Below are 21,370 nucleotides of genomic sequence, written 5' to 3'. Positions count from 1 at the left end.
GATTCGGGCGTTTTTTTTGGTCAAACTAACTCTTTAGTATTTCACTACTTTTTCCACTTTTTGACCTGCATCCGAACTAAATCGGATGTAGTAAACTCCTTGAGCAATCTCTTTGCTTCCTGCAATTTTACTCCAGTTCAATAAGCTGCCTTGCGCTGATTTTTCTTGATGTAATACTCTGCCATAACTGTCGATTAGGCTCACTTCTATTGCTTCACCTAGGTCTGTTGGCACAGTGATATTCAAAGTATTTCGGAAAGGATTTGGATACACCAAATTCATTGCTTCTATTGGACTAACTTCTACCTTAAACTCATCACAATCTACTTTTGTAGTTGGATGTACCACTATAGGTTTGTTGGGTGTTCCTTGTAAACCATTCTTTTCAAAAACTAGATTACCTAATAATGCAATTTTCTTATTCGTAACCGTATCAATCAAGATATATTCAAATTGATCATTCCCTTCACCATAAGCAGTCAAAAAGTATTGGTAACCCAACACGTCATTCACTTTTGTTGCCGACTCAGACCAACCTCTCAATTCTTCTCCTAGGAACGCAGTTAAGATGACATTTTCATTCTGAACCACTTCTTCACACACCTCCACTTTTACTATGGCACTAACTCCTGCCTCATAATTATAGGGGTTCAAACTGTAGCGTTCAGTTAACATATCTTCCAACTCCATTTGTGCAGGCAACTCTGTTCGTTGACGCAATAATCCTTGACGAGGATAAACAAAGCTGGTGTTTGCAGTGCTTTTTAACAAGTATCCTTTAGTAGGTTCTAATGTTTGTAAACTACCAATCCAGCCAAGGTTAGAGTCGAAATAAGAGAAGCGCTCTTGACTCTTGATAATATCGCCATCTTGTGCATTAAAATTAGCTAGTGCGGTAGATACTTGCATATTTCTCAAAGAAACGAATCCAATTCTGTTCCAACCATTTACTACATCAATCTGCACGGTATCAGGATCTATTGCCAACCCTTTGTAATTTAATGTATCCCTCACTGACATTTTAATCAAATAGGAAATCTCATTCTTTAAACCTTGGTTGACCAAATTACCACTCCAGCCAATCGCCGTACCTCCGTATTGCGCATTCGCATTATTACCAATAGTTTTTACCATATCACCATCACGAAGATTCAATTCTTCGAAGAAGTTGTGAAAACTATTCATCTTATTATCCATTAACGGGAAGGACACCCAGTTCCAACCGCTCTTCAGGATAATCGGCTTAGAAATATTATTAACCGCATCAAAATATTGAGGACTTACTGGCGAACCTACCAAATCATTATTATTAAAAAATAAAACAGGGTTGATGTCAGTGTGAATTTGTCCTTGGGATGCATTCCATACTTGGAAATAAATACTGTCAGAAGTATTACTATAAACATCTAGAAAAGCCACATACTTATCATAAGTAGGAACATATTGCAAATTGGCTACTCCCCTTACTTCTCCATTTATAAAGGCCACTAGTTTATCATCAGGGTTCGTAGAAACCTGTCCGTTGATTCTAATCTGACCAATAACTGACATACTTTGCTGATACAATGATGGATCTAAATGGAAGTTAGGTGAAGTTTTAGCTACTTTTAGTTTCACTAACAATTTTTCGTTAAAGCCAAAATCAGTGGTTAGAAGTACATCTTCAGTAAAATCACCAATATTAACTCCTTGATTCACCGTAAACTTAATGGTTTTAGTACTCAATGGGTTAATTGTTCCACTAGCAGGAGTAGCAGTCAACCATGATGGAATGTTGGAAATGGTAAAATTCTTTACTTCCCCTCCACTATTAATCACTTTTGAAGTAAATGTCAATGTATCGTTTAACTCCTTGCTCAGATTCTTCTCAGCATCTTGCCACAACACTTGATTTTTGTTGACGAATGCAATCCATGTTTTTGGCGATTGCATTTCATTTCCATGAAGATCTTTAACCCCTTTTACTGAAATATTAAGCGTTACGTTTTCAATATTTGCTGCTTGTTCGTTTGGAGTGATAACAATTTCATCTCCATTCACACTCCAAGAATACTTAATCTTTTCAACCGGTCTTTGAAGAGCTATTGCAGGTGTTTCAATAGAGTAAATAGATCCATTGGCAGCTCTTAAATTAAGGCGACTAGCATTAGGCAATACACCAGATTGGTTACCCAAAGAAACGTCCAAAACAGGAGTACCCAACTCTAAACGGTAGCTTTCAAATGGGTAATATGCCAGTAATCCGAATTCATCTCCTTTCATCCTGTTGTAACGATTCAGCTCAATATTGTCTCTTAACAATGCCGTATTCCAGATACGAACTTCATCCATAAATCCAGTAAAATATTGATCGAAAACCTCTTGGTTTGCAATAACACTGAACCTAGCTCCTATTGCTAATTTGGCTGCTCCAAAGCCCCAGAAATTGGTACTTGAAGTGGATTTCTGCTGCACCCCGTCGATATAAGCGGTTGTATTTGCTAATCGATTAACGACTAAGGCAAAATGATGCCATTTATTATCTGCATAATTGGTTTGTACAGCTTTAAATGCAAAAGAATCATTCTTTACCCAAATTTCATTTTGAGCATTCATCTCAATGTTCCAGCCATTTCTATTGGCATCATTAGCTACCAATCGACCACTTCCATTGGAAAGGAAAGTTTGCAATCGACCACCAACTGTCTTAAACCAGAATTCGATACTCATATCCATTTCTTGTGTGATGGCTAAAGTTCCTGCAGAATCTACTACTGCATATTTTGTCAAACCATCAAATTGGGCCGCTGTTCCTTTAGGATTAATTTCCCAGTTGGCATTCATTTCCGCATGACGGAATCTTGCTTTATCCTCAGCCAGCATCCCTTTACCTTCATCCATTGGCCAATAGCCGATCAAACCAGCTTCTCTTCCGTGTAAATTTTGATTGATTCTACTACTTACCTCTCCAGAAGTTAAAGCTTTATTCCATATTCTTAATTGGTGCATAGATCCATTGAAGAAATGTGCATTTGAAACAGAACTCTTTCCTACAAAGGTTTTACCTCCGCTTGTAAAATTGGCAAAAAAGTTATTGTTAGTGCTCAACTGGGACGTTTGAGCATCTCGCTCGGTAATTTCTAAGACTAAATTATCCTTATCATACGTAACCGTATAATGGTGCCAATATGCCGTATCAGTAATTGCGAATGTTGACATATAGTTTTGGTTACCCAACTTCACATCTATTTGATTTGCCGCATTAAATCCAATAGCAAACACATTATTATTACTTGCTCCTTGAGAAATAATGGTTTGATCGGTTCCTATAACATCTCGTTTTGCCCAAAACTCAATAGTAAAACTACCAGAGGCAAAATCGAATCCATTTGCGATTTGCAGAAAACCTGTAGCACCGTCAAATGCTACCGCCTTGTCATGTCTTAATTCCTGACCATTTAACACTCCTGTAATTTGGAAATTATCGGGAGTGAGAGACCCGGCTTCTATCACTTCATTGAATCGGATTGCGATATCGTCATTGGGGTCTAAAACACCATCTGCAGGAGATGGGCTACCAAATGGATGAGGATTCACTCGATCAAAAACACCTGAAACCACTTTAGACTCTTGGCTAAAATCAGGATTAAAAGGAATCTTACAAGTAGCGATAGCACGCAAGTCATAATTTCTATCTATTAATTGATCCATTTCAAATGAATAATTAATGTATGATTGATTCCTTGGAATCAATTGTGGGTCAACATGATTAGGATATCGTGTATCAATATCGTTCGTATCCTTAAACCACTCTCTACCCAAAGGAACCCAAGAAGCTTGATTAGAAGGCTTGTATTGCAATTGAATTTTTTCTAAGCCTCCATAGTTTATATCATAACCCGAAATAATAACCGGTAAAACATTTGAATAGGTATTATTGGCTACAAATTGATTTTGTGGGCTTTGAACATCTAACTCAGTACACGATGGCAAGAAGTAAACTGAAAAATAAACCGTGTCCGCAATATCCTTATATCCCGCAGTTCCAAACGCATACTGACATCTCGAATGAAATACTAAACCAATACTATCATATGCAATATGGTTAGGACCTTTTTCCACCACCAATGTCTTATTAATAGAAGTAGAGGCTGGTACAGCAAAATCTCTATTGGGACTAATTCCATCAATTTTTAATATGGCTCCATTGGGATTGGTATTTTCAAGTACTTTCAATGAATAAACCACATCCTCTAATCCATTATTGATTAGAGAAAGGTTAATGTTTCCTTGTCCATTCGCGGGAATATTGAATAAAACAGAAGGGCTTGCAGTAATCCCAGGATCCTCAAGTTGAATGGTAGCCTGATCTATTATTGTTCCAGGTTGGTAATACTTAGTTTTAACCTCTCCTTGATAAGGACAAGATGTCTGTCCTCCACGAGTTTTGAAAATTGGACCAAAACCATCACGTGCTTTAAATACATCTACACTAAATTCATCCAATGCATCTGGGTCGTCCAAGGTATAAGAAAAAGTGGTAGAAGTTTCCTCTTTAGTACCAATGGTAGCATTAGTTTGCATCGACAAACTAGTACTTTGTTCGACTTTAGCGCCTGTACCTCCAATTTCTGCACCTACGGCCAAAGTCATTTCTTTAGATAAATTAAACCCAATCGTAATTGCCCCCCCTAATGACTTGGTAGTGGTATTAGTATGAGTTTGTGTACTACCGCCTTGATAGGAAATGTTTTTATCTAAATTACTTTGATTAGCGGTTACTTTAGCTCTTTCATTCTCAGCTAAAGCATCTTTCCACAATGTTATTTGTTTATTGTACCACCACACACTGTCTACTCCTTCATACATTGTCATTGTTCTGGAAACTCCAGTAAATGGACTTGTATAAGTGGTATCAACTCTAATGTATCCTTTAAAAGTATAGCTTTCTCCAGTCGAATCTTCTAATGAGTTCGATTCAGGATCAGGAGTCGGATTGGTCAATGTAATATCATCGTTACTCTTTCCAAAATTAGGGTGAGAAGCAGGCACCGAAGTATACTTTGAACTGTTCAGTAAAAATTGATTTCTTAAAGCTTCCAATTTGGGGATGACAGAATTCTCTATACCCGCTTGAGTAAATACAAATTCCGTTTGATAGCCCTTTGGTATGGCATACATGCTAACATAAGTTCCTATTTTGTAATCAACACCATTGTATCGATATGTGGTGGAAGCACAGTTTCCGTTACAATGATTGGCATCAATTAAGGATAATACTTGTGACAAACCGAAGTCCATATTCATAGATCTACCAAAAAACAAATCTGCATTCCCTCCTACAAACTCATCACCTGTTCCTGTGCTAATTCCCAGAGAATTAGTTGTTGACTCTATCAATTCTCCATTTGCCCCAATACTCGCTTCTACAGAAATATCATTCTTAGCTGAGGCCTCAATTTTAGTTGGAGTAGTATATCCTAACCCAACGTCAAATTCTGTCCCAAGCGATATTTCACTACTTAAATTACTTGCAACTCCCGCTTGCACTCCAAACGAATAAGAATTTGTAACTGTTGAGGCTCTTTCCCAGCTAGCTTTACTTCTTGTTCCTGGGGGGTCTCTAAGAACCATAGTAACCACCTGAGGACCTGCAGTCGCAAAAGAGTTCCCCAATGCTTTTCCTCCAAAAACAATTCCTCTAAAAAATTGACTTTTAGTATCATTAACATTAGGTTTCCATGAAACTGCATTACCATTTTGAGGCGCTAAAGTAATTTCACAAGTTTTAGAGAACGAGTATTCAGGATTGGTTTGATCTGCAGCTGTATTGGACTGACCTCCTGTAAAAGTATACTCTTGAACTCCGGAAAACTTCGTGGTATCTGTTATCCTAAATTTAAATTCTTGACGAGGCTCACTAGCCAAATTATTCACGATAATGATGTTTCCTTCAGTCATAGGAACCGAATCTAACACAGTCATTCCATTGTCCTTATTGGTATATATTTGAAATGCTGAAATATTCCAGGTATACTCTTTATTTTCTTCAAAGATGGGGTAATTCAACCCTAAAGAATCTGAAGGAATTAAGATTTTTACCCCTGAATTACTATAAGTAACGGTATCTGAACCATACTTATTAACAGGTCTGTTTGCTGATCTTACATCAATTGATGGACTAACGGTCTGGATAAAATCACGCTGTCTTTGATAGTGAGCAGAATCTACTCTAACTAATTGTTTAATTCCCAAAGAGTCTCTAAAAACAGAATCTATTGATGTAACTACTGGAGGAACATTTGTAATATCAAGCAATGCATTGTTATTAAACTGAATAGATGCATTACTTATTACATTAAAGTTTGGGATTTCAAAACGCATAGGTGGCAAATCAATAGCATATTCACCAGTATTTGAATCCGTTGTAGTTTGAGTAGTTAAACAACCGTTTCCTTGTTGAGCTTTAAAAGGAATTGAAGCAACTCCTATATTATTTTTACCCTTACCAAGTGCCGGAGGCAAAGCTTTTTGAATACTTCCACCTGCGACTCTTCCAACTACCCTCACAAGTGTGCTATCAATAAACTCAATACCAGTAACGTTTTGCTGAAAATTCCTTGTTCCAACTGCTGGATAACGACCGGCAGAGTAAACGTGGCTGGTTTGCTCAACAGTAACAACGTGTGGGCCAATAGGTACTTGAATCGTAAATTTACCTGAATCGTTTGTTGTGGCTACTTCACCATTTCGAATGACCACCTCTCCATCGATTTTTATTCTCGCATCTTTTACAAAACAACTAGTATTTTTAAACTTCACTGTACCGGATACAGTAAAGGATGAGTTGTCTGTGAAATTTTGTCCTGTATAGTTCGCGGATCCGGTACCTATTAACAAAGTAGTAGTAGCGGGGGTAAATGTATGTGTTCCAAATTCAGGTCGGATAGTGTAATTATCGCCGCTTCCTAAGTATGGTACAAATGGAATAAAATAACTTCCTAAGGAATCTGTATAAGCACCCGCAGTCAACTGAGAGGTAGAAGGCTTAGCGTTACTCCAAGTTACATTTGATAAAGTTGCATGATTTTTATTGGTTGTTAGTAATGTTTTAGAGTAATCATAAGCTGTAACTCCGAAACCTTCATCAAATCTCCAATACCCTACTAGTCCATCCATTGATGGATTAATGTATACGTCAAAACTTCTTTCATATTCTTGTTTAGACAACGGCTTATTGTATAGTCTTACTTCATCTATTTCTCCTTTAAAGTAATTTGTGGTCCCATTCCTTCCAATTTCAATGGAAGAAGTGTTTTTAATATTCGCACCCTCACTGTGTGCAAAGACTCCTAAATATTTTCCATTATGGAGCAATTTAACACTATCACTAGACACAATAGTTCCTACAGAAATCCAATTCCCTGCTGTGAAGTTCGGTATAGAAACTTGCTTGGTAGTTGTACCAATTTTCACTTTAAGTTGGCCACCTTCGATAAACAATTGGTATCCTTTTGTTCCACTTATTTTACTTATAACAGTCTGAATACCTGAAGTAGTAGATGGTCGCACATACGCTAAAACAGAAACTAAGCTATCTGACAACTTAGCTGAATTTGAAATAGTTGCGTAAGAACTAGTTCCGTTAAACCCTCCAGACTTTCCACTTGCACCAGATGCAGCTAAAGCGGTAACCTTAACTCCCTTCACCGCAGAGCCTCCAGAATAGGTAATTTGTCCGTTGATGGTTCCAAAGGCCAATCTAAATCCAAAATCACTTGTGGTATCTGAGTAAACTACGTTACCAGCACAATTTGATTCTCCTGAGATTAAATACTTATACAAGGTATTTGCGTCAGCAGTATTATCAGTAAATGATTTCACTCTACCATCTAAATTTGCAATTGGAACGGTATCATTTGTAATTGGATTTATTCTGAGAATACTCCAGTCATCATTTTGTTTATTTGGCGTAGACCACTTAATATCAATACGCTCTCCAAACTCGCCATCTGTAGCCTCAAGTTTACCGTTATTGCTGAATGTTTGAGAAATATCTGAAGGGATATATGCAGAAAGCGAATTAGTAGAAATCACTCCAGTTGTTTTGCAACTGTTATAGGTTTTAACTAAGTATGTATAATTGGTGCAATTATCTGCGGTATTATCCGTATAACTAGTATCATTGGCTGCTACATCAAATTCTACTTGGCCGCTTCCTGACTGACGAACAACCTTAAAACCATCTTCTAAATTAGTATTATCTGTCCAAGTTAGTGTAACTGACTTGTTAACCGAATTTACTGAAATGTTTTTCACTGCAGGTTTTGTTGGAATACCTAATCCGACTTCAGTTGCACGAGTAGATACTTCAGATTTCGTTTTTAACGTTGTACTATTGGGGCAATTATCTTGAGCAAAAACTCTATAATAATAAACTTGACCTATCATAGTATTAGCATCTCTAACACTTCGATCAGAACCTGAAACGGTTAAAGTGGTGAAGGTGGTAAAGCTAGAATCAGTAGAACGCTCGATCAAAAAATTACTAGGATTGGTAGAATTGCTCCAATTCCAATTGACTTGAATCTGTCCATTACAATTGGCTTGCTCTAAATAAACTCCTTCAGCTTTACCAGGTGGTCCGTATTTTTTACCAGTAACATTTACAGTTCCGCCATATGCAAATCTAGTTTGTCCATCGTTAGTCCATTCTAAATAGGTTTGCACGCTTAAATTTAAATCTACAGCGGTTGGACCCTCGGTATAATCGGCCAAATTAGTGCTACTATACACATAGTTAGAACTAGCGACTCCATTCCTAATAATCCTAACGCGAGTAGGATTCAATCCATTTACATTTGAACCATCATCCCAAGTTAACCTTACCTTATCACAATAGGAATTACTAGACGCTGTTACGTTTCTTGGTGCATCAATAGTGTTGTTAAGAGTATATGTAAAGTCCTTGCCATTTGTGTTTCCATCGCAAAAGAAACCATCTTCCTCTTTCCAGCTACCTGTAAATCGAACTTGTACAGTTTGCTCAAAAAAAGTGGCCGGCATTGTTCGAAAAATAGTTGTTCTTCGTTCGTTTGCAGCTGAAGAAGAATGAGCAACAGCTGCTATTGTACTATTTTGATCGTAAATCTGAATCCAAGTGCCAGACTGGCCAATGCGATAATAGACCCTTGCACTATGCATGTAATCATCACAAGTAGAATTGGTGCGGTAATCTCTCCAATTCACGTTCAAATACCCTGATGAATAATCAACACTAACAGACACTTCTTCGCTTCCATAACCTGAAACAGATGCTTGAATCGTTCCAGATGCAAAACACATCACGGATAATATCGCTAAACGCAAACAAATGTTTTGCAGAAAGGTAGCATTAATTGGATGGTAAAAATTAATTCTCATAAAGTTCGTTGTTATGATGTATTGGTATCTTATTCAATAAAATCAGAATTACGGTCATTCATTCTCATGGTTTCATTAGTGATGCGAATAGCATTTTTTTGTTGTGAATGGACAAAATTTCCATTAGCTATTCTTACTTACACCAAGAAAACAATCACGATGAAGACCACGCAAAGATTTTCTAAATAAAAGTAGAAAAGGAAACATCAACTCCATAATAATTGTGTTGAGCGACCATTTTTTGTTGTGAACGCCTTGACCCAATCTACATTTCCTAAGAAAGTATTACTTATTTTGTTCTCACAAACTTAAATGAAAGGACATAAAACAGTTACTCCATATATTAGCCCTTGTAGCCCTTTTACTTTGCTACTCCAATAATACAATAGGAGCAGAAAAGAAATATGGTTTCAATAAAGACAGTTTAAACCATTTAAACTCAATTGGTAATTTCCAAGCTGCTAGAAATTATCTATTGAAGTTTCATGAACAATTCATGTCTTCAACTGATTCTATAAAAATTGAATATTTAATTGAACTTGGAAAAACTACCACTAATGCAGACGAGTCAAGCGAAGGGTACCAATTATTAAAGAAAGCAGCTCACCTTTCTCAGGAAATTAAAAATCAATTTTTAATCAACAAGTCCAATATTCAAATTATTGAATTTTATAGAAAAATCAGAGATTATTCTTCTGCGTTATCTCTCATAAAAAAAATGCAACAAGATGTTCCAAAAGACCCAGAGCTTCTGTGCCGTTTTTATCATCGTGCAGCTGCAGTATATTGTGAACTTTATGATGCCAAAAATGGAGCTTTCCCCAAAAGACTAGACACCTCCCTTGCTTATTCCAACTTATCCTTGCAAATTTCTAGGAAGCACAACTACTTAGACCATCAGTACACCTCCTATTTGGAAATTAGTGGATTATACAATTCAAAATCTAAATACAACTCTCCAACTAAAGCTCAGAGATATATAGATAGTGCATTAAGAACCCTTTCCAATAAGAAAGACCTGAATTACTACTCTCTTTTGAAGACCAAATCACATATGTTTTTAAACAGTAAAGAATTTGACTCTACGATACTATACGCAAAGAAGGTTCTCCCTTACATGGACAGCTTGAAGTATTACAGACAAGTAATGGAAACCTATTGGCTATTAACGAATTCATATTTTGAGTTGAAAGATACCTTAACAGCATTAAAATATCAAATAAAGGAGTCTCAAGCGGACGTGATGTATAGAGAGGTTCAATCTAAAAATAAACTAGAAGAGTTGACTACGCTCTATAAGTTGGAAGAAAAAGATAAATTACTCGCCAAAAATCAAGAAGAGTTGCTAAGGGCTAATGATGAGAAGAAATTCTATTCCTTCATTGGGGTTTTACTCTCGATAATTATACTACTGATTGTGACCTACTCCTACATAACTAGTCGTAAAAACAAACAACTTGCTAAACTCATTAAGGAAAATGAATTCTTAATTGGTGAATCCAATCACCGTATAAAAAACAACCTACAATTGATTATTTCATTGATAGGCCGGGAAATCTATAAATCAGACACGGCAAAGAGTGAACTCCAAGGGATTTCGGAAAAGATAAATTCGATAGCTGCTTTGCATCAGCAACTCTATATTAATGAAAGTAAAAAAAGCATCTCAGTTAAAGATTATTTAAAAAGTATTGAAAACAACTTTAAGTCAGGGCTTATTCAAGAAGGTGTTCAATTGACACTTGAAGTAGAGGATTTTGAAATGCCTGTAGACAAGTCTGTTTATCTCGGGCTGTTGGTTACAGAATTAATAATTAATTCCCTAAAACATGGTTTTAAAACTACTAAGGCTAAAATAATTAAAATCTCTACTTGGAAAGCGGCTGACAATGTCGTCCATTTTAATTATCAAGACAATGGGTCAGGGTTAAAAGAAGGGGAGTCTCCTTCACTTGTAAACTTATTGTTGAAACAATTGAAAGCTTCAATAACTTTGAACAACACAATCGGCTATAGCCTAAATATAAAATTTAACAAATGAATGTAATTATAGTTGAAGATGACTTTATCGTTGCAGACCATTTGCGGCTAATACTTGAGAAACACCAAGTGACCGTTATCGGTATTTTGGATAATGTCGATGAAGTCATTCAAAATACTTCGCTTAACCCAGACTTATATTTTGTCGATATTCGTTTGACAGGAGATAAAACGGGAATAGATTTAGGCATTTATTTAAATGAAATTAAACAACCATTTGTTTACCTCACAGCTAACAACGAGATTCCAACTGTAAAACAGGCAGCACTCACTAAGCCAATATCATACATTACCAAACCTTATAAAGAGAGTGATATAGTTGCGCTGTTAGAAATTTTCAAAACGAATAATCAGAAGACTATTCAGATTCGAACAAGTTATGGTAAGAAATCTATTGAACAATCAAAAATACTATATCTTGAAGCTAGTGGATCTTATGTTAAAATTGTAACAGCCAATTCTACCTTTCTTGAAAGAGCTAGTTTATCTCTCTATGAGGAAGAACTAAATGACCAATTCATTAGAATACATAGAAGTTTTATTATCAATAAGTCACACATCGAACAGTACAATGCAACGACAGTCTATATTAACAATACAGAACTGCCGATTTCCAGAAGTTATAAGGATGGATTGAAGAATGTGCTATAAATACCTAATAAAAAAGCGCTGAACCGATTCGATCGATAACAGCGCTTTATAGCAAAAAACCAATTAACTAATCTTTTAAAATTCTAGTAGATGATGTCCACCAAGCATCTTGGAATTCACCTTTTCTCAACTCTATCATTTTAGTAGTTGCTTCTTCTTTGGTATACGGAGTGCTCAAAATAATATGATTCCATGTTTTCTTACTATTTTTTACTAGAATTACGTCTTGTGTTTGCTTTAATTCGTTCAACAAGGCGATAGCAAGAGCTGGATTTCTTCTAGAACCTATCACTACATAAAATTTTCCATTTTCTACATTGATGTCTTGTCGATTTGACCCGTTATTTAGTTCTTCAAAAGCCTGACGATTCTCCTCTGACATGGTATTCATGGCAGTTTTAATGGTAGAAATCTCCTGTTTTACCTCAGCCATTTGTTTTAGCAATAAGTTCAACTTAATCTCAACACTATCTTCCTTTCCAATTGAGGAGGTATTTTTAACTAAATTGTCCAATCGTTGGTTTAACTCATCAATCTTCGTTTTATTTTGACCCACTTTTGCAGTATCCGATTGGGCCAACAATAACTGAAAACAACCCATCATAAAAATGGAAAGTATTGTTCTCAAAAGGTATTTTTCAATTTCCGATCGTTGCATTATTTACCGTATTTGTTTTCCAGTTGCTCAATTTGTTCCTCTATGGTTTGCAGGCGTTTATCTACAATTTTAGCAGTAGACTTATCGTTACTTGCCTCCAACTTGGACAACTCCACTCTAATTTGCTGTATTTCACTAACTACCTGACCTCTGTTATACTGGTTGGAATTATCATTAATCATAGCATCAAATCGAGCAACATACTCATCCAGTGTTTTCACTAATTCATCTTTTCGCTTTAGTTTGGCAGATTTAAAAGCGACTTGAATTAAAATCTCATGTGAGCCTCCAGCAATAGTAGACAACTCCGAATTCGTCATTTCATAAGCATATCCCACTCCAAAAGGGCCCAAATCAAACCCCAATCCAAAAGTTAGGTTGTTGTTTGATCGATAGCCTGCCATCGCCCACACTTTTTCCTGATATTCACCTTTTAAGAGAATATCAAATTGGTTGTCAACTACTGGTAAGTTTTGATAGATGACAGTTGGTTTTAATACAAAATCTTCATTGCTTAACTTATAGTTATAAGAAACAGAACCAACGATAAAGTCACTAATTTCATCACTTCCGTCAATTAAATTGGGTGCACTTAACCCTATTTGTAAATTTTCAAAGTCGTAGACCAAACCAACTCCTGCTATGAAATTGGTCTCATCAAAATAGCCGCCAACCAGTGTAGGATCGTTTTGATTTAAGAATTCCGAATTATCAATACTTGTCGGGTTCAACTTTCTATTGACTGCACCAGCAGAAACACCAAACCTTAGATCCGATCGATCGTCTAATTGTATCTGGTAACTGTATACAGCATCGTATTTATCCACTTGATAGGCCCCTCTTCTATCGGAAACCACTCTTGCTCCAACTCCTTGGCTCAAATTAATGGGGGCATGCATCCCAAACATAGTGTTTCGAGGTGAATTATTGAACCCAGCCATATGCGTTTTTGTGTTCAACATGGCGGAAATGTTTCCATTATTCCCCGCAAAAGCAGGGTTTAAATTGAATCGGTTCATTACATAGTTATAGTAACTGTATGAAAGATCTTGACCATAACTTAAACTTGAAATTGCTATTGCTGCAATAAATATAACTTTTTTCATTGGGCTTATCTTTTTAATGTTATGGTTCCTTTATAGGTATTTTTGCTATTATTATTGTCTTGTAAGAAGTAGTAATAGACACCTTCAGGCAGCTGGCTACCTCCTAAAGTTCCATCCCAGTCATTATTATAGTTGGCACTTTGTTCAAACACGATTCCCCCAGTAGTTGAGAAAATCACCAATTTATAATTGGAGTACAAATCCACATTTTGAATCTGCCAAGTATCATTGTAACCATCACTGTTTGGAGAAAAGTAGGCGGCTGCAGGCAAACTTCCTTCTATTTGGTCATTTATATAAATAATAACCTCTGTGGTATCTTTGAGCCCTCCTGCATCAGTAGTTAATACCATGATAGTATAGGATCGGTTACTTTCATAATCGAAACCTATTAGTGACTTTAACTCTGCATTAGTGGGGTCTATTGATACAACATTTCCACCTTGGATTAATTGATAAGTTAAAGCATCATTCTCATCAATATCATTGACAATTACAGTTCCAATTGATGTTCCTATTGGAGAATTTTCAAGAATACTAAACTCTTGAGCGGAACTTGTTGGAGACTCATTCTGATTCAGCACTGCTATTAAAAATGCACGATCAAATGTAGCTCCTTGGCTATCTGTCGTTCTAATTCTAATTCGATATTCATTCTTGGTCTCAAAATCAAAGGTGGAAGCTGTAAACAACTCATCAGACTGAATATTAAACTGATTATTGTCTGCATCTCCGAAACCATTCACCAGTCTGTAAGTAAATGATTCACCATTATCATCATCTATAGTGATTAAACTAGCAATACGCGTTCCTATTGGACTATTTTCAAGAATAGTGGTATCTGAAATTAAAATATTAGTTGGAGAATCATTCTTATTAGTTATTCTGATGGTAAAGTTCTTCTCAAAAGTTTTACCGTTAGCATCTGTACTTCTTATGCGAATACTTCTAGTACGTTGATTATTATAATTGAAAATAGTATCTGTTTCTAATAATTGACCATTGATTCTAAACGAACCATTATCGGTTGCTCCTTGTCCAGCAACAAGGCTGTATGTAAATGAATCATTGGCGTCAGGATCTACTGTTGTTATGTTAGCCACAAACGTTCCTTTAGGCTGTAATTCTGAAACACTATCGTTTGAGAGAAGAATTGCAGCAGGAGCATCATTGCTATCTAAAACACTTACAGTCAACTGCCTTGTATAATTCAACCCTTGTGAATCTGTACTTTTTACTTCAATAATGTATAAGCTCTTTGTTTCAAAGTCAAACTGCCCTTGAGTTTTCAATTGATCCCCTGAAATAAGAAAAGCACCATTGTCATTCGTACCTTGAACAAAACTATAACTGTGCGTATCGCCTTGATCTGGATCAACTGATGAAAGGAGACCAACTGTAGTATTCTGCGCTACCATTTCCTTAAAGCTTGCAGGAGAAAGTACAATATTGGTAGGTGCATCATTCGTATTGGTGATGCTGATATTAAAAGTGTCTTGATAAGTCCCTCCAAACCCATCGTTGGTTTCTACCCGAATTCTATACAAGTCCTTTACATTATAATTGAAAGCTACTTTGGTCTGTAACTTGTCTCCAGCTATCTGAAAACTATTATTATCGTTACTCCCAACTCCTGCAACCAATTTATAAGTATGCACATCTCCCAAATCTGCATCAGTAGTATTAAAGGCACCTACTTGCCCCCCAATTGGAGTGTTTTCAGGAATAATTGAATTGGATAATGTGATGCTTGTAGGAATATTATTCACATCTTTAACAAAGATGGTAAATGTCTTACTGAAAATTCCTCCATTTTGGTCATCGGTTGCTACTCTAATGCTATGTTGTGGCTTTAGATTCTTATCCAGAATAATTGCAGTAAAAAGGGAATCATTTCGGACCGTAAAATTGGCGTTATCAGCATCTCCTACTCCACTTACTGTGCTATAGGTATGAATTTGAAAAGTATCTTGATCTAAAGAGTTGAATTTCCCAACGAAGAGCCCCGCGGGGAAATTCTCATTCGCACTGGCGTTAGAGATTAAAATATCCGAGGGAATATCATTTGCATCCAACACTCGGACAACAATCAACTTGGTGAATAGCCCACCATTTAAATCATTGGTTTGAACATAAATAAAGTAATCCTTTCGACCTTCGTAATCAAAAACAGTATTGGTCCGCAACTGATTTCCTACTATATTAAAACTAGCATTATCATTGCCTGGAATATTATTGAAAGAGTAAGAATGGCTTTGCGCGGCATCTTCATCTATAGTAGAAAATGTACCTACAAGCGTATTGACTGCCAAGTTTTCAAATAGGCTATCCTTTGAAATCAAAATATCTGTTGGAACATCATTTAAATCATTGACAGATATCGTCAAACTATCTTCGAAAGTATTAGAAGCTTTATCAGTTACTCTTACTCTAATTTTAAAGGTAGATTGCACCTCAAAGTTAAACGACTGATTGGCCCTTAATGTAGCATTAACAATATTGAACATATTGTTATCAACACTACCTGCACCACTAACCAAGGTAAAAACAAAAGACTCATTAGCATCCTGATCAGTAGCAGTTAAACTCCCGATGGTCGCATTAATAGCATTACCCTCATTAATATTGGAACTACTAAGACTAATAGCTGTAGGGGCATCATTCAAGTTTTTAACATAGAGCATCAACACCCTTTCAAGCGAACAACCTTGAGAATCTGTGGATCTTATCCGTATACTGTAGGAAGACTTGTTCTCAAAATCGGCAGTAAAATTGGCTATTAATTGACTTCCCGAAATGGAAAAAATAAGATTATTTGTAGCTCCCACACCACTCACTAAGGAATAAGTATGAGACTGATTAGCATCTACATCAGCAGTTGTAAATGATCCTACCACCTGCCCACTCACTTGATTTTCCGTAATGCTATCATTACTGATTGAAATTGCAGTTGGTGCATTATTGGTTTTCACAATAAATGGAGCACTGAGAGTTCCATAAATGGCATTGTCTTGAAAGACCACATTATCGACACTTTGATAAATAGAGTCAGTAGTTATATTATAAAATCGAAACGAAACGTTTTCACCACTACTCACATTGCTATACACAGACATGGTAGCGAGGTATTTTCCGTTGATTACATTAGAGGTATTGGCAGTTCCCCTCAAAACTCCTCCGACAAATGCTCCTAACTTATTCGAGGGGTTAGTCAATTCAACACAATTAACATCTAATGTGGCAGTAACTGTCATATCATACTGGAATGCATTGGCATTCACACTCCACGTTGGAGCTTGTGCAAATAGGCTGCTACTTGCCAATAGGATCCAACCGCTAATTAAATTTCGTATTTGCTTCATATTGATGATTTGTCCTTAGTATTTTAATTCTTTGTTCTTATCCTAACACTACTTTACTAGTGTAAATGCATCTTACAGCATATTTCAACCAAATGTAGCTGATGAAAGCACATGTACTAAATTTATGTTGTGAGCAACCAAAATTTGTTGTTAATGACAATTATCGTGACTAGCTAAAAAAGTTATAACTGTATATATTTCGACTGTAACAAAATCGAGATCAAGAGCAAACCCAATAAAAAAATTGAATAAAAAAAGCCCGAGTCGATTAAACGACTCGGGCCAATATATAGAACATCAGTTATTACTCCACTTTCTTTACTTCCCCACTTCCTTTTATGTTAATATCCGTCTTAGCTGGATTTCCTTTGTATTGTACATCCCCACTTCCATAAATACCTACTTCTAAACTTTCGCTAACATTTACCTTAACATCCCCAGATCCTTTTATCTCCACTTCGGATTCTTTAGTCTCCAACTTGAAGGCTTGAACATCTCCAGAACCCATTACACTAATGTCCGTTTCATTAGCTACCCCGGCTAGTAGGATATCTCCTGAACCCTTTATATTAATTTCAACCTCATCAGCATTCATCTCCATCTTGACATCTCCAGATCCATTAATGGTTATCTCTAAATCACTTAGAATAAAATCACTCTTTCCTATTATACTTCCTGACCCGTTAACAGTCAATTGCTCAATATGAGGTAAAGCGATGTATACTGCTACTTTTGATTGGGTATTAAAACATTCATCAAACTCTATCTCCCACTGATCCGCCACCACTTCTTTACTTAACAAATCTATAATTTCTTGTGGAGCCTTTATGGACACAGATTGAGTAGTGGCCTGAGTTAAATAAACTTCAATTGAACTGGATAGCTTAATTTTCCTAAAACTGGGTAAATCAATTGTTTTTTCTACCGTTGACCCTTCAGGACTAATACAGTTACTGGTCCAAATACATGAGGTTAAAACCATGGATATTAAACCGATTGTTAAAAAGCGTGTCATATTTTTCATCGCAAAAAAGATTTGATGCAATTTATCAAAAAACAGCGAGATTCCTATTTTTTGCAATACCTCAAGATTATATTATATGCTTCCTTAATCCCTAACTCCCCTGCCTTACCTAAGTCCGTACATCCTTGATCTGTCCGTTTTAAATAAAGATAGGTTAACCCTCTATTAAAATAAGCTTGACCAAAATTAGGCTTCAAAGCAATGGCTTTATGAAGGGATTCTAAAGAAGCATTGTATTCTTCATTCTTATTCTGAACAAAGGACATATTGTAATAGGCATAAGAGAACTGAGGGTCTAATGAAACGGCTTTCTTATAATCGCTAATGATATTGGTATAATTATAATCTAAGTACTCTTCTTCAATACGATTCGATGTAATTTTATCTCCCTCTTTTTTAAACTCTTGAACATTGGGAAAAGTATGCAATAATTCACGTAATTTCAATGAAGTATTGGCTCGCCCAAAATAGGCCAAAACATTATTAGGATCAAGAGATAAAGTGGAATCATAATCTAAAAAAGCTTGGTTATACCACTCCATTTGGGAGTATAAAATTGCTCTATTTAAATAGAAAGCTGCACTTTTGTCGCTTTTTTGTTTGTTTAATGAATCCAATTGCTGCTTTAGTTGTTCCATGTCCCAATCTCCATCCTCTGACATTAAACCAATGAGCTGGCTATTTATAGCTAGTTCTGAAGGTTGGTAATAGTCTTCAGCCACTTTTGTAGACAAAACCGGGGTTAAATAATAATATGGCCTTAACCTCGCTTCAGCATATTGATATTGAAGTTTCTCACTATTTTCGGCGACAGCACTACCATCAGAGGACAACTTTATAGTTTCCATAGCTTCTTGAACTTCTTCACTACTCAAACCTTTGTCGAGAGCTGCAATATTATTTGCTCTGACTTGAGCAGCGAGTTGTTGATCGTCAGCTGCCCCTTTTAGATCTTTCATTTGTCTTTTTAGTTGAGCTCTGGCTCCGTATGCATCCACATAGTTGGGTTGTATTTCAATCAACTGATTAAAGTCAGCCAATGCACCTTTTAAATCTCCCAACTCTTGTTTTAGTAGCGCCCTATTAAAGTAGGATGAAATATGCTTAGGATTAGAAACTATTACCGCATCATAATCAACTAAGGCGCCTTTTAAATCTTTTTGTTTTGTTTTAGTAATCGCTCTATTGAATAATGCTAAGGTATTGTACGGAGACAACTTCAAGACTTTATCCAACAGTTTTAATGCTTTTTCGAGTTGGTTCTCCTCCAATTCTAAAATAGCCAATTGGTACAATCCATCCACATTATTCGAATCTCTTTGCAAAACCGTCTTTAAATCAGCCCTTGCTTCCTCAAAACTTTCCATTTTTCGGTAACATTCCGCTCGGTATACCATTGCAAAACTATTGTCCGTTTTATGGTTGATGGCAAAATTAAAATCAGAAAGAGCGGCCTCAAACTGCTCCAATTCCGTTTTGGCAATTCCTCTAATCACATAACTAGCAGCATCTCCCTTTTTAAGGCGTATAGCCTGATTGCAATCTGCTATTGTAGCTTCAAACTTTTCTAATGAAAGTAAAGTAATAGCTCTACTCAAATAGATTTTAGAGTTGAGAGAATCTGCATGTAATGCCCTTTCATAATCTTTAAATGCTCCTTCAAAATTGGACAATTGATCGCGTACAATGGCTCTGTAAAAAAGGGCATCTTGGTGATTTGGAATTTCTTTCAGGCAGGCTGTATAATCGGCCTCTGCTCCTATCAGGTCTCCTAAATTATATTTGGCATATCCTCTAAAAAAATAAGCTTGAAAATAACTGCGATCGTCTAACGAATAATTGAAATTTTCTAGCGCCAATGCATAATCTCCTGCTGCTATAGCTCGTTTACCTTTCTCGAAATAGGTTTCTTTAAACTGTGCCTTCCCATCCAAATAATTAATAGTAAGCAAAATAAAAAGGAGAATGACTTTTTTCAATGGGAGACTATTGGTAGATTAAATTTAACTAGTTAGCATACTTAACGACAAACTTCCGATTTTAGTTAATCCTATCGAACAATTCTTGTTTTTTTCTTCAGGATATTGGAACATTCAATACTCACAAAAGCTATTATCCCTATCCCTTTCTGAATTATATCATTTAAGAGACAATGAAACTAAATAATTTGGATGTCGAAGTTTTTTTTGTGTCCGTTTATAATCAAGTGAAAGCAACTCATTTAAATTTCATTCGTCACGAAAAAATAATATTAATCCTAAATTATTCTCATGAAAAAATTACTACTTTCAATCGCCTTTCTTCAATTGTTTGCTGCAGTTAGTGCCCAAAACTTATTAGAAAAAACAAATCTTACATTTTATGAACACCACAGTCCTGCAATTGCAGGATCAAGCGGTGCAAATGGATCTCAATCAGGTTATGATTTTGTAAATCACACCTACTTTAACAGTTTTAACACAGCCAACTTTGGAAAGTATCTGAATGGAGAAGAATCCAACATTGATATGGTGGAGCACAATGGACCCTATGGAAATAGAAGTAAATTCGGCTTTACCTCCGCTGTCAGTTCTATCTGGTTTGGAGATATTAAAGGAAACGGAACGAGCTTATGGGTAAAAGCCTCCAATAATTTCAACTATAACACAGCTACTACCGTTTTAGAACTCGAAACAGAATATAATGCTGGAACACCAAGCGCAAATATTGACACGGTATTAGAGAATGGAATTTATATTTCGAAAATTAGAAACTCCAATCTATTCGTAGCTATTAAATGCTATAACGTAACCAATAAGACTCCAGGAAATAATAACATCTACTTCAATTTTGACTACAAATATGGCTCCTTATCAGTAAGTATTAAAGAGCTTACTAAAGACCAAATCGCCATATTTCCTAACCCTTCATCGGACTATATTTCTATTGTGAATAATGCTATAAGTGATGTCCAATCTATCGCTATTTATTCTTTAAACGGACAAGCGTTGCTCCATCAAACTTTAAAAAATAAGAATGAAAGAATAGCTATTAGTAATCTTCCAAATAGCGCTTACATACTTGTTCTAGTAGATAAAAATGGAGCAAGATATACCAAAAAATGGGTGAAGAATTAGAACAATTCAGT

9 protein-coding genes are annotated in these 21,370 nt (G+C 36.0%); 3 read left to right on the top strand and 6 right to left on the bottom strand.

Features of this window, described 5'->3' with window-relative positions:
• Positions 1-33 precede the first annotated feature (33 nt).
• Positions 34-9,402, bottom strand: a complete 9,369-nt coding sequence (locus GQN54_RS03155; RefSeq protein WP_160631912.1) for a LamG-like jellyroll fold domain-containing protein — start codon at positions 9,400-9,402, stop codon at positions 34-36.
• Positions 9,403-9,877: 475 nt separating this feature from the next.
• Here GQN54_RS03155 and GQN54_RS03150 point away from each other — a divergent pair, with 475 nt between their 5' ends.
• Together GQN54_RS03150 and GQN54_RS03145 are read left to right on the top strand one after the other, a co-directional pair.
• Positions 9,878-11,443 carry a sensor histidine kinase gene (locus tag GQN54_RS03150; protein WP_160631910.1) on the top strand — a complete coding sequence of 522 codons (1,566 nt, stop codon included), beginning with the start codon at positions 9,878-9,880 and terminating at the stop codon, positions 11,441-11,443.
• Entirely contained in the window at positions 11,440-12,093 is a 654-nt protein-coding gene (locus GQN54_RS03145) for a LytR/AlgR family response regulator transcription factor (protein WP_160631908.1), read from the top strand. The genes GQN54_RS03150 and GQN54_RS03145 overlap by 4 nt, the downstream gene beginning before the upstream one ends.
• A 67-nt stretch (positions 12,094-12,160) precedes the next feature.
• Here the strand turns inward: GQN54_RS03145 and GQN54_RS03140 are convergent, their stop codons facing one another.
• The 5 genes from GQN54_RS03140 to GQN54_RS03120 form a co-directional block, all read right to left on the bottom strand.
• Positions 12,161-12,751 (bottom strand): SPOR domain-containing protein, encoded by a 591-nt coding sequence (locus GQN54_RS03140; protein ID WP_160631906.1) that lies wholly within the window; start codon positions 12,749-12,751, stop codon positions 12,161-12,163.
• A complete protein-coding gene (locus GQN54_RS03135) occupies positions 12,751-13,857 on the bottom strand; it encodes a PorP/SprF family type IX secretion system membrane protein (protein ID WP_160631904.1) in 1,107 nt (368 codons plus the stop codon). Before GQN54_RS03135 ends, GQN54_RS03140 begins: the two co-directional genes overlap by 1 nt.
• A gap of 5 nt (positions 13,858-13,862) precedes the next feature.
• Complete coding sequence (locus tag GQN54_RS03130) at positions 13,863-17,219, bottom strand: cadherin domain-containing protein (protein WP_160631902.1); 3,357 nt, start codon at positions 17,217-17,219, stop codon at positions 13,863-13,865.
• A 304-nt stretch (positions 17,220-17,523) separates the two neighbouring features.
• The gene (locus tag GQN54_RS03125) at positions 17,524-18,243 is read right to left on the bottom strand and encodes a head GIN domain-containing protein (protein WP_160631900.1); all 720 of its coding nucleotides are present in this window, start codon (positions 18,241-18,243) and stop codon (positions 17,524-17,526) included.
• A 44-nt stretch (positions 18,244-18,287) separates the two neighbouring features.
• Positions 18,288-20,222, bottom strand: a complete 1,935-nt coding sequence (locus tag GQN54_RS03120; RefSeq protein WP_160631899.1) for a tetratricopeptide repeat protein — start codon at positions 20,220-20,222, stop codon at positions 18,288-18,290.
• Positions 20,223-20,513: 291 nt separating this feature from the next.
• Here GQN54_RS03120 and GQN54_RS03115 point away from each other — a divergent pair, with 291 nt between their 5' ends.
• Positions 20,514-21,359, top strand: coding sequence for a T9SS type A sorting domain-containing protein (locus tag GQN54_RS03115; RefSeq protein ID WP_160631897.1), 846 nt, complete (start codon positions 20,514-20,516; stop codon positions 21,357-21,359).
• Positions 21,360-21,370: the final 11 nt, after the last annotated feature.

Source organism: Acidiluteibacter ferrifornacis, from assembly GCF_009909615.1.
Lineage (GTDB): Bacteria > Bacteroidota > Bacteroidia > Flavobacteriales_E > Vicingaceae > Acidiluteibacter > Acidiluteibacter ferrifornacis.
This window is presented reverse-complemented; position numbering and strand designations above follow the sequence as displayed.

Bases quoted from the DNA above. Each gene is read 5' to 3' on its own strand.
- GQN54_RS03130 (WP_160631902.1), bottom strand. From the start codon at position 17,219: ATGAAGCAAATACGAAATTTAATTAGCGGTTGGATCCTATTGGCAAGT.
- GQN54_RS03145 (WP_160631908.1), top strand. From the start codon at position 11,440: ATGAATGTAATTATAGTTGAAGATGACTTTATCGTTGCAGACCATTTG.
- GQN54_RS03125 (WP_160631900.1), bottom strand. From the start codon at position 18,243: ATGAAAAATATGACACGCTTTTTAACAATCGGTTTAATATCCATGGTT.
- GQN54_RS03115 (WP_160631897.1), top strand. From the start codon at position 20,514: ATGAAAAAATTACTACTTTCAATCGCCTTTCTTCAATTGTTTGCTGCA.
- GQN54_RS03155 (WP_160631912.1), bottom strand. From the start codon at position 9,402: ATGAGAATTAATTTTTACCATCCAATTAATGCTACCTTTCTGCAAAAC.
- GQN54_RS03135 (WP_160631904.1), bottom strand. From the start codon at position 13,857: ATGAAAAAAGTTATATTTATTGCAGCAATAGCAATTTCAAGTTTAAGT.
- GQN54_RS03140 (WP_160631906.1), bottom strand. From the start codon at position 12,751: ATGCAACGATCGGAAATTGAAAAATACCTTTTGAGAACAATACTTTCC.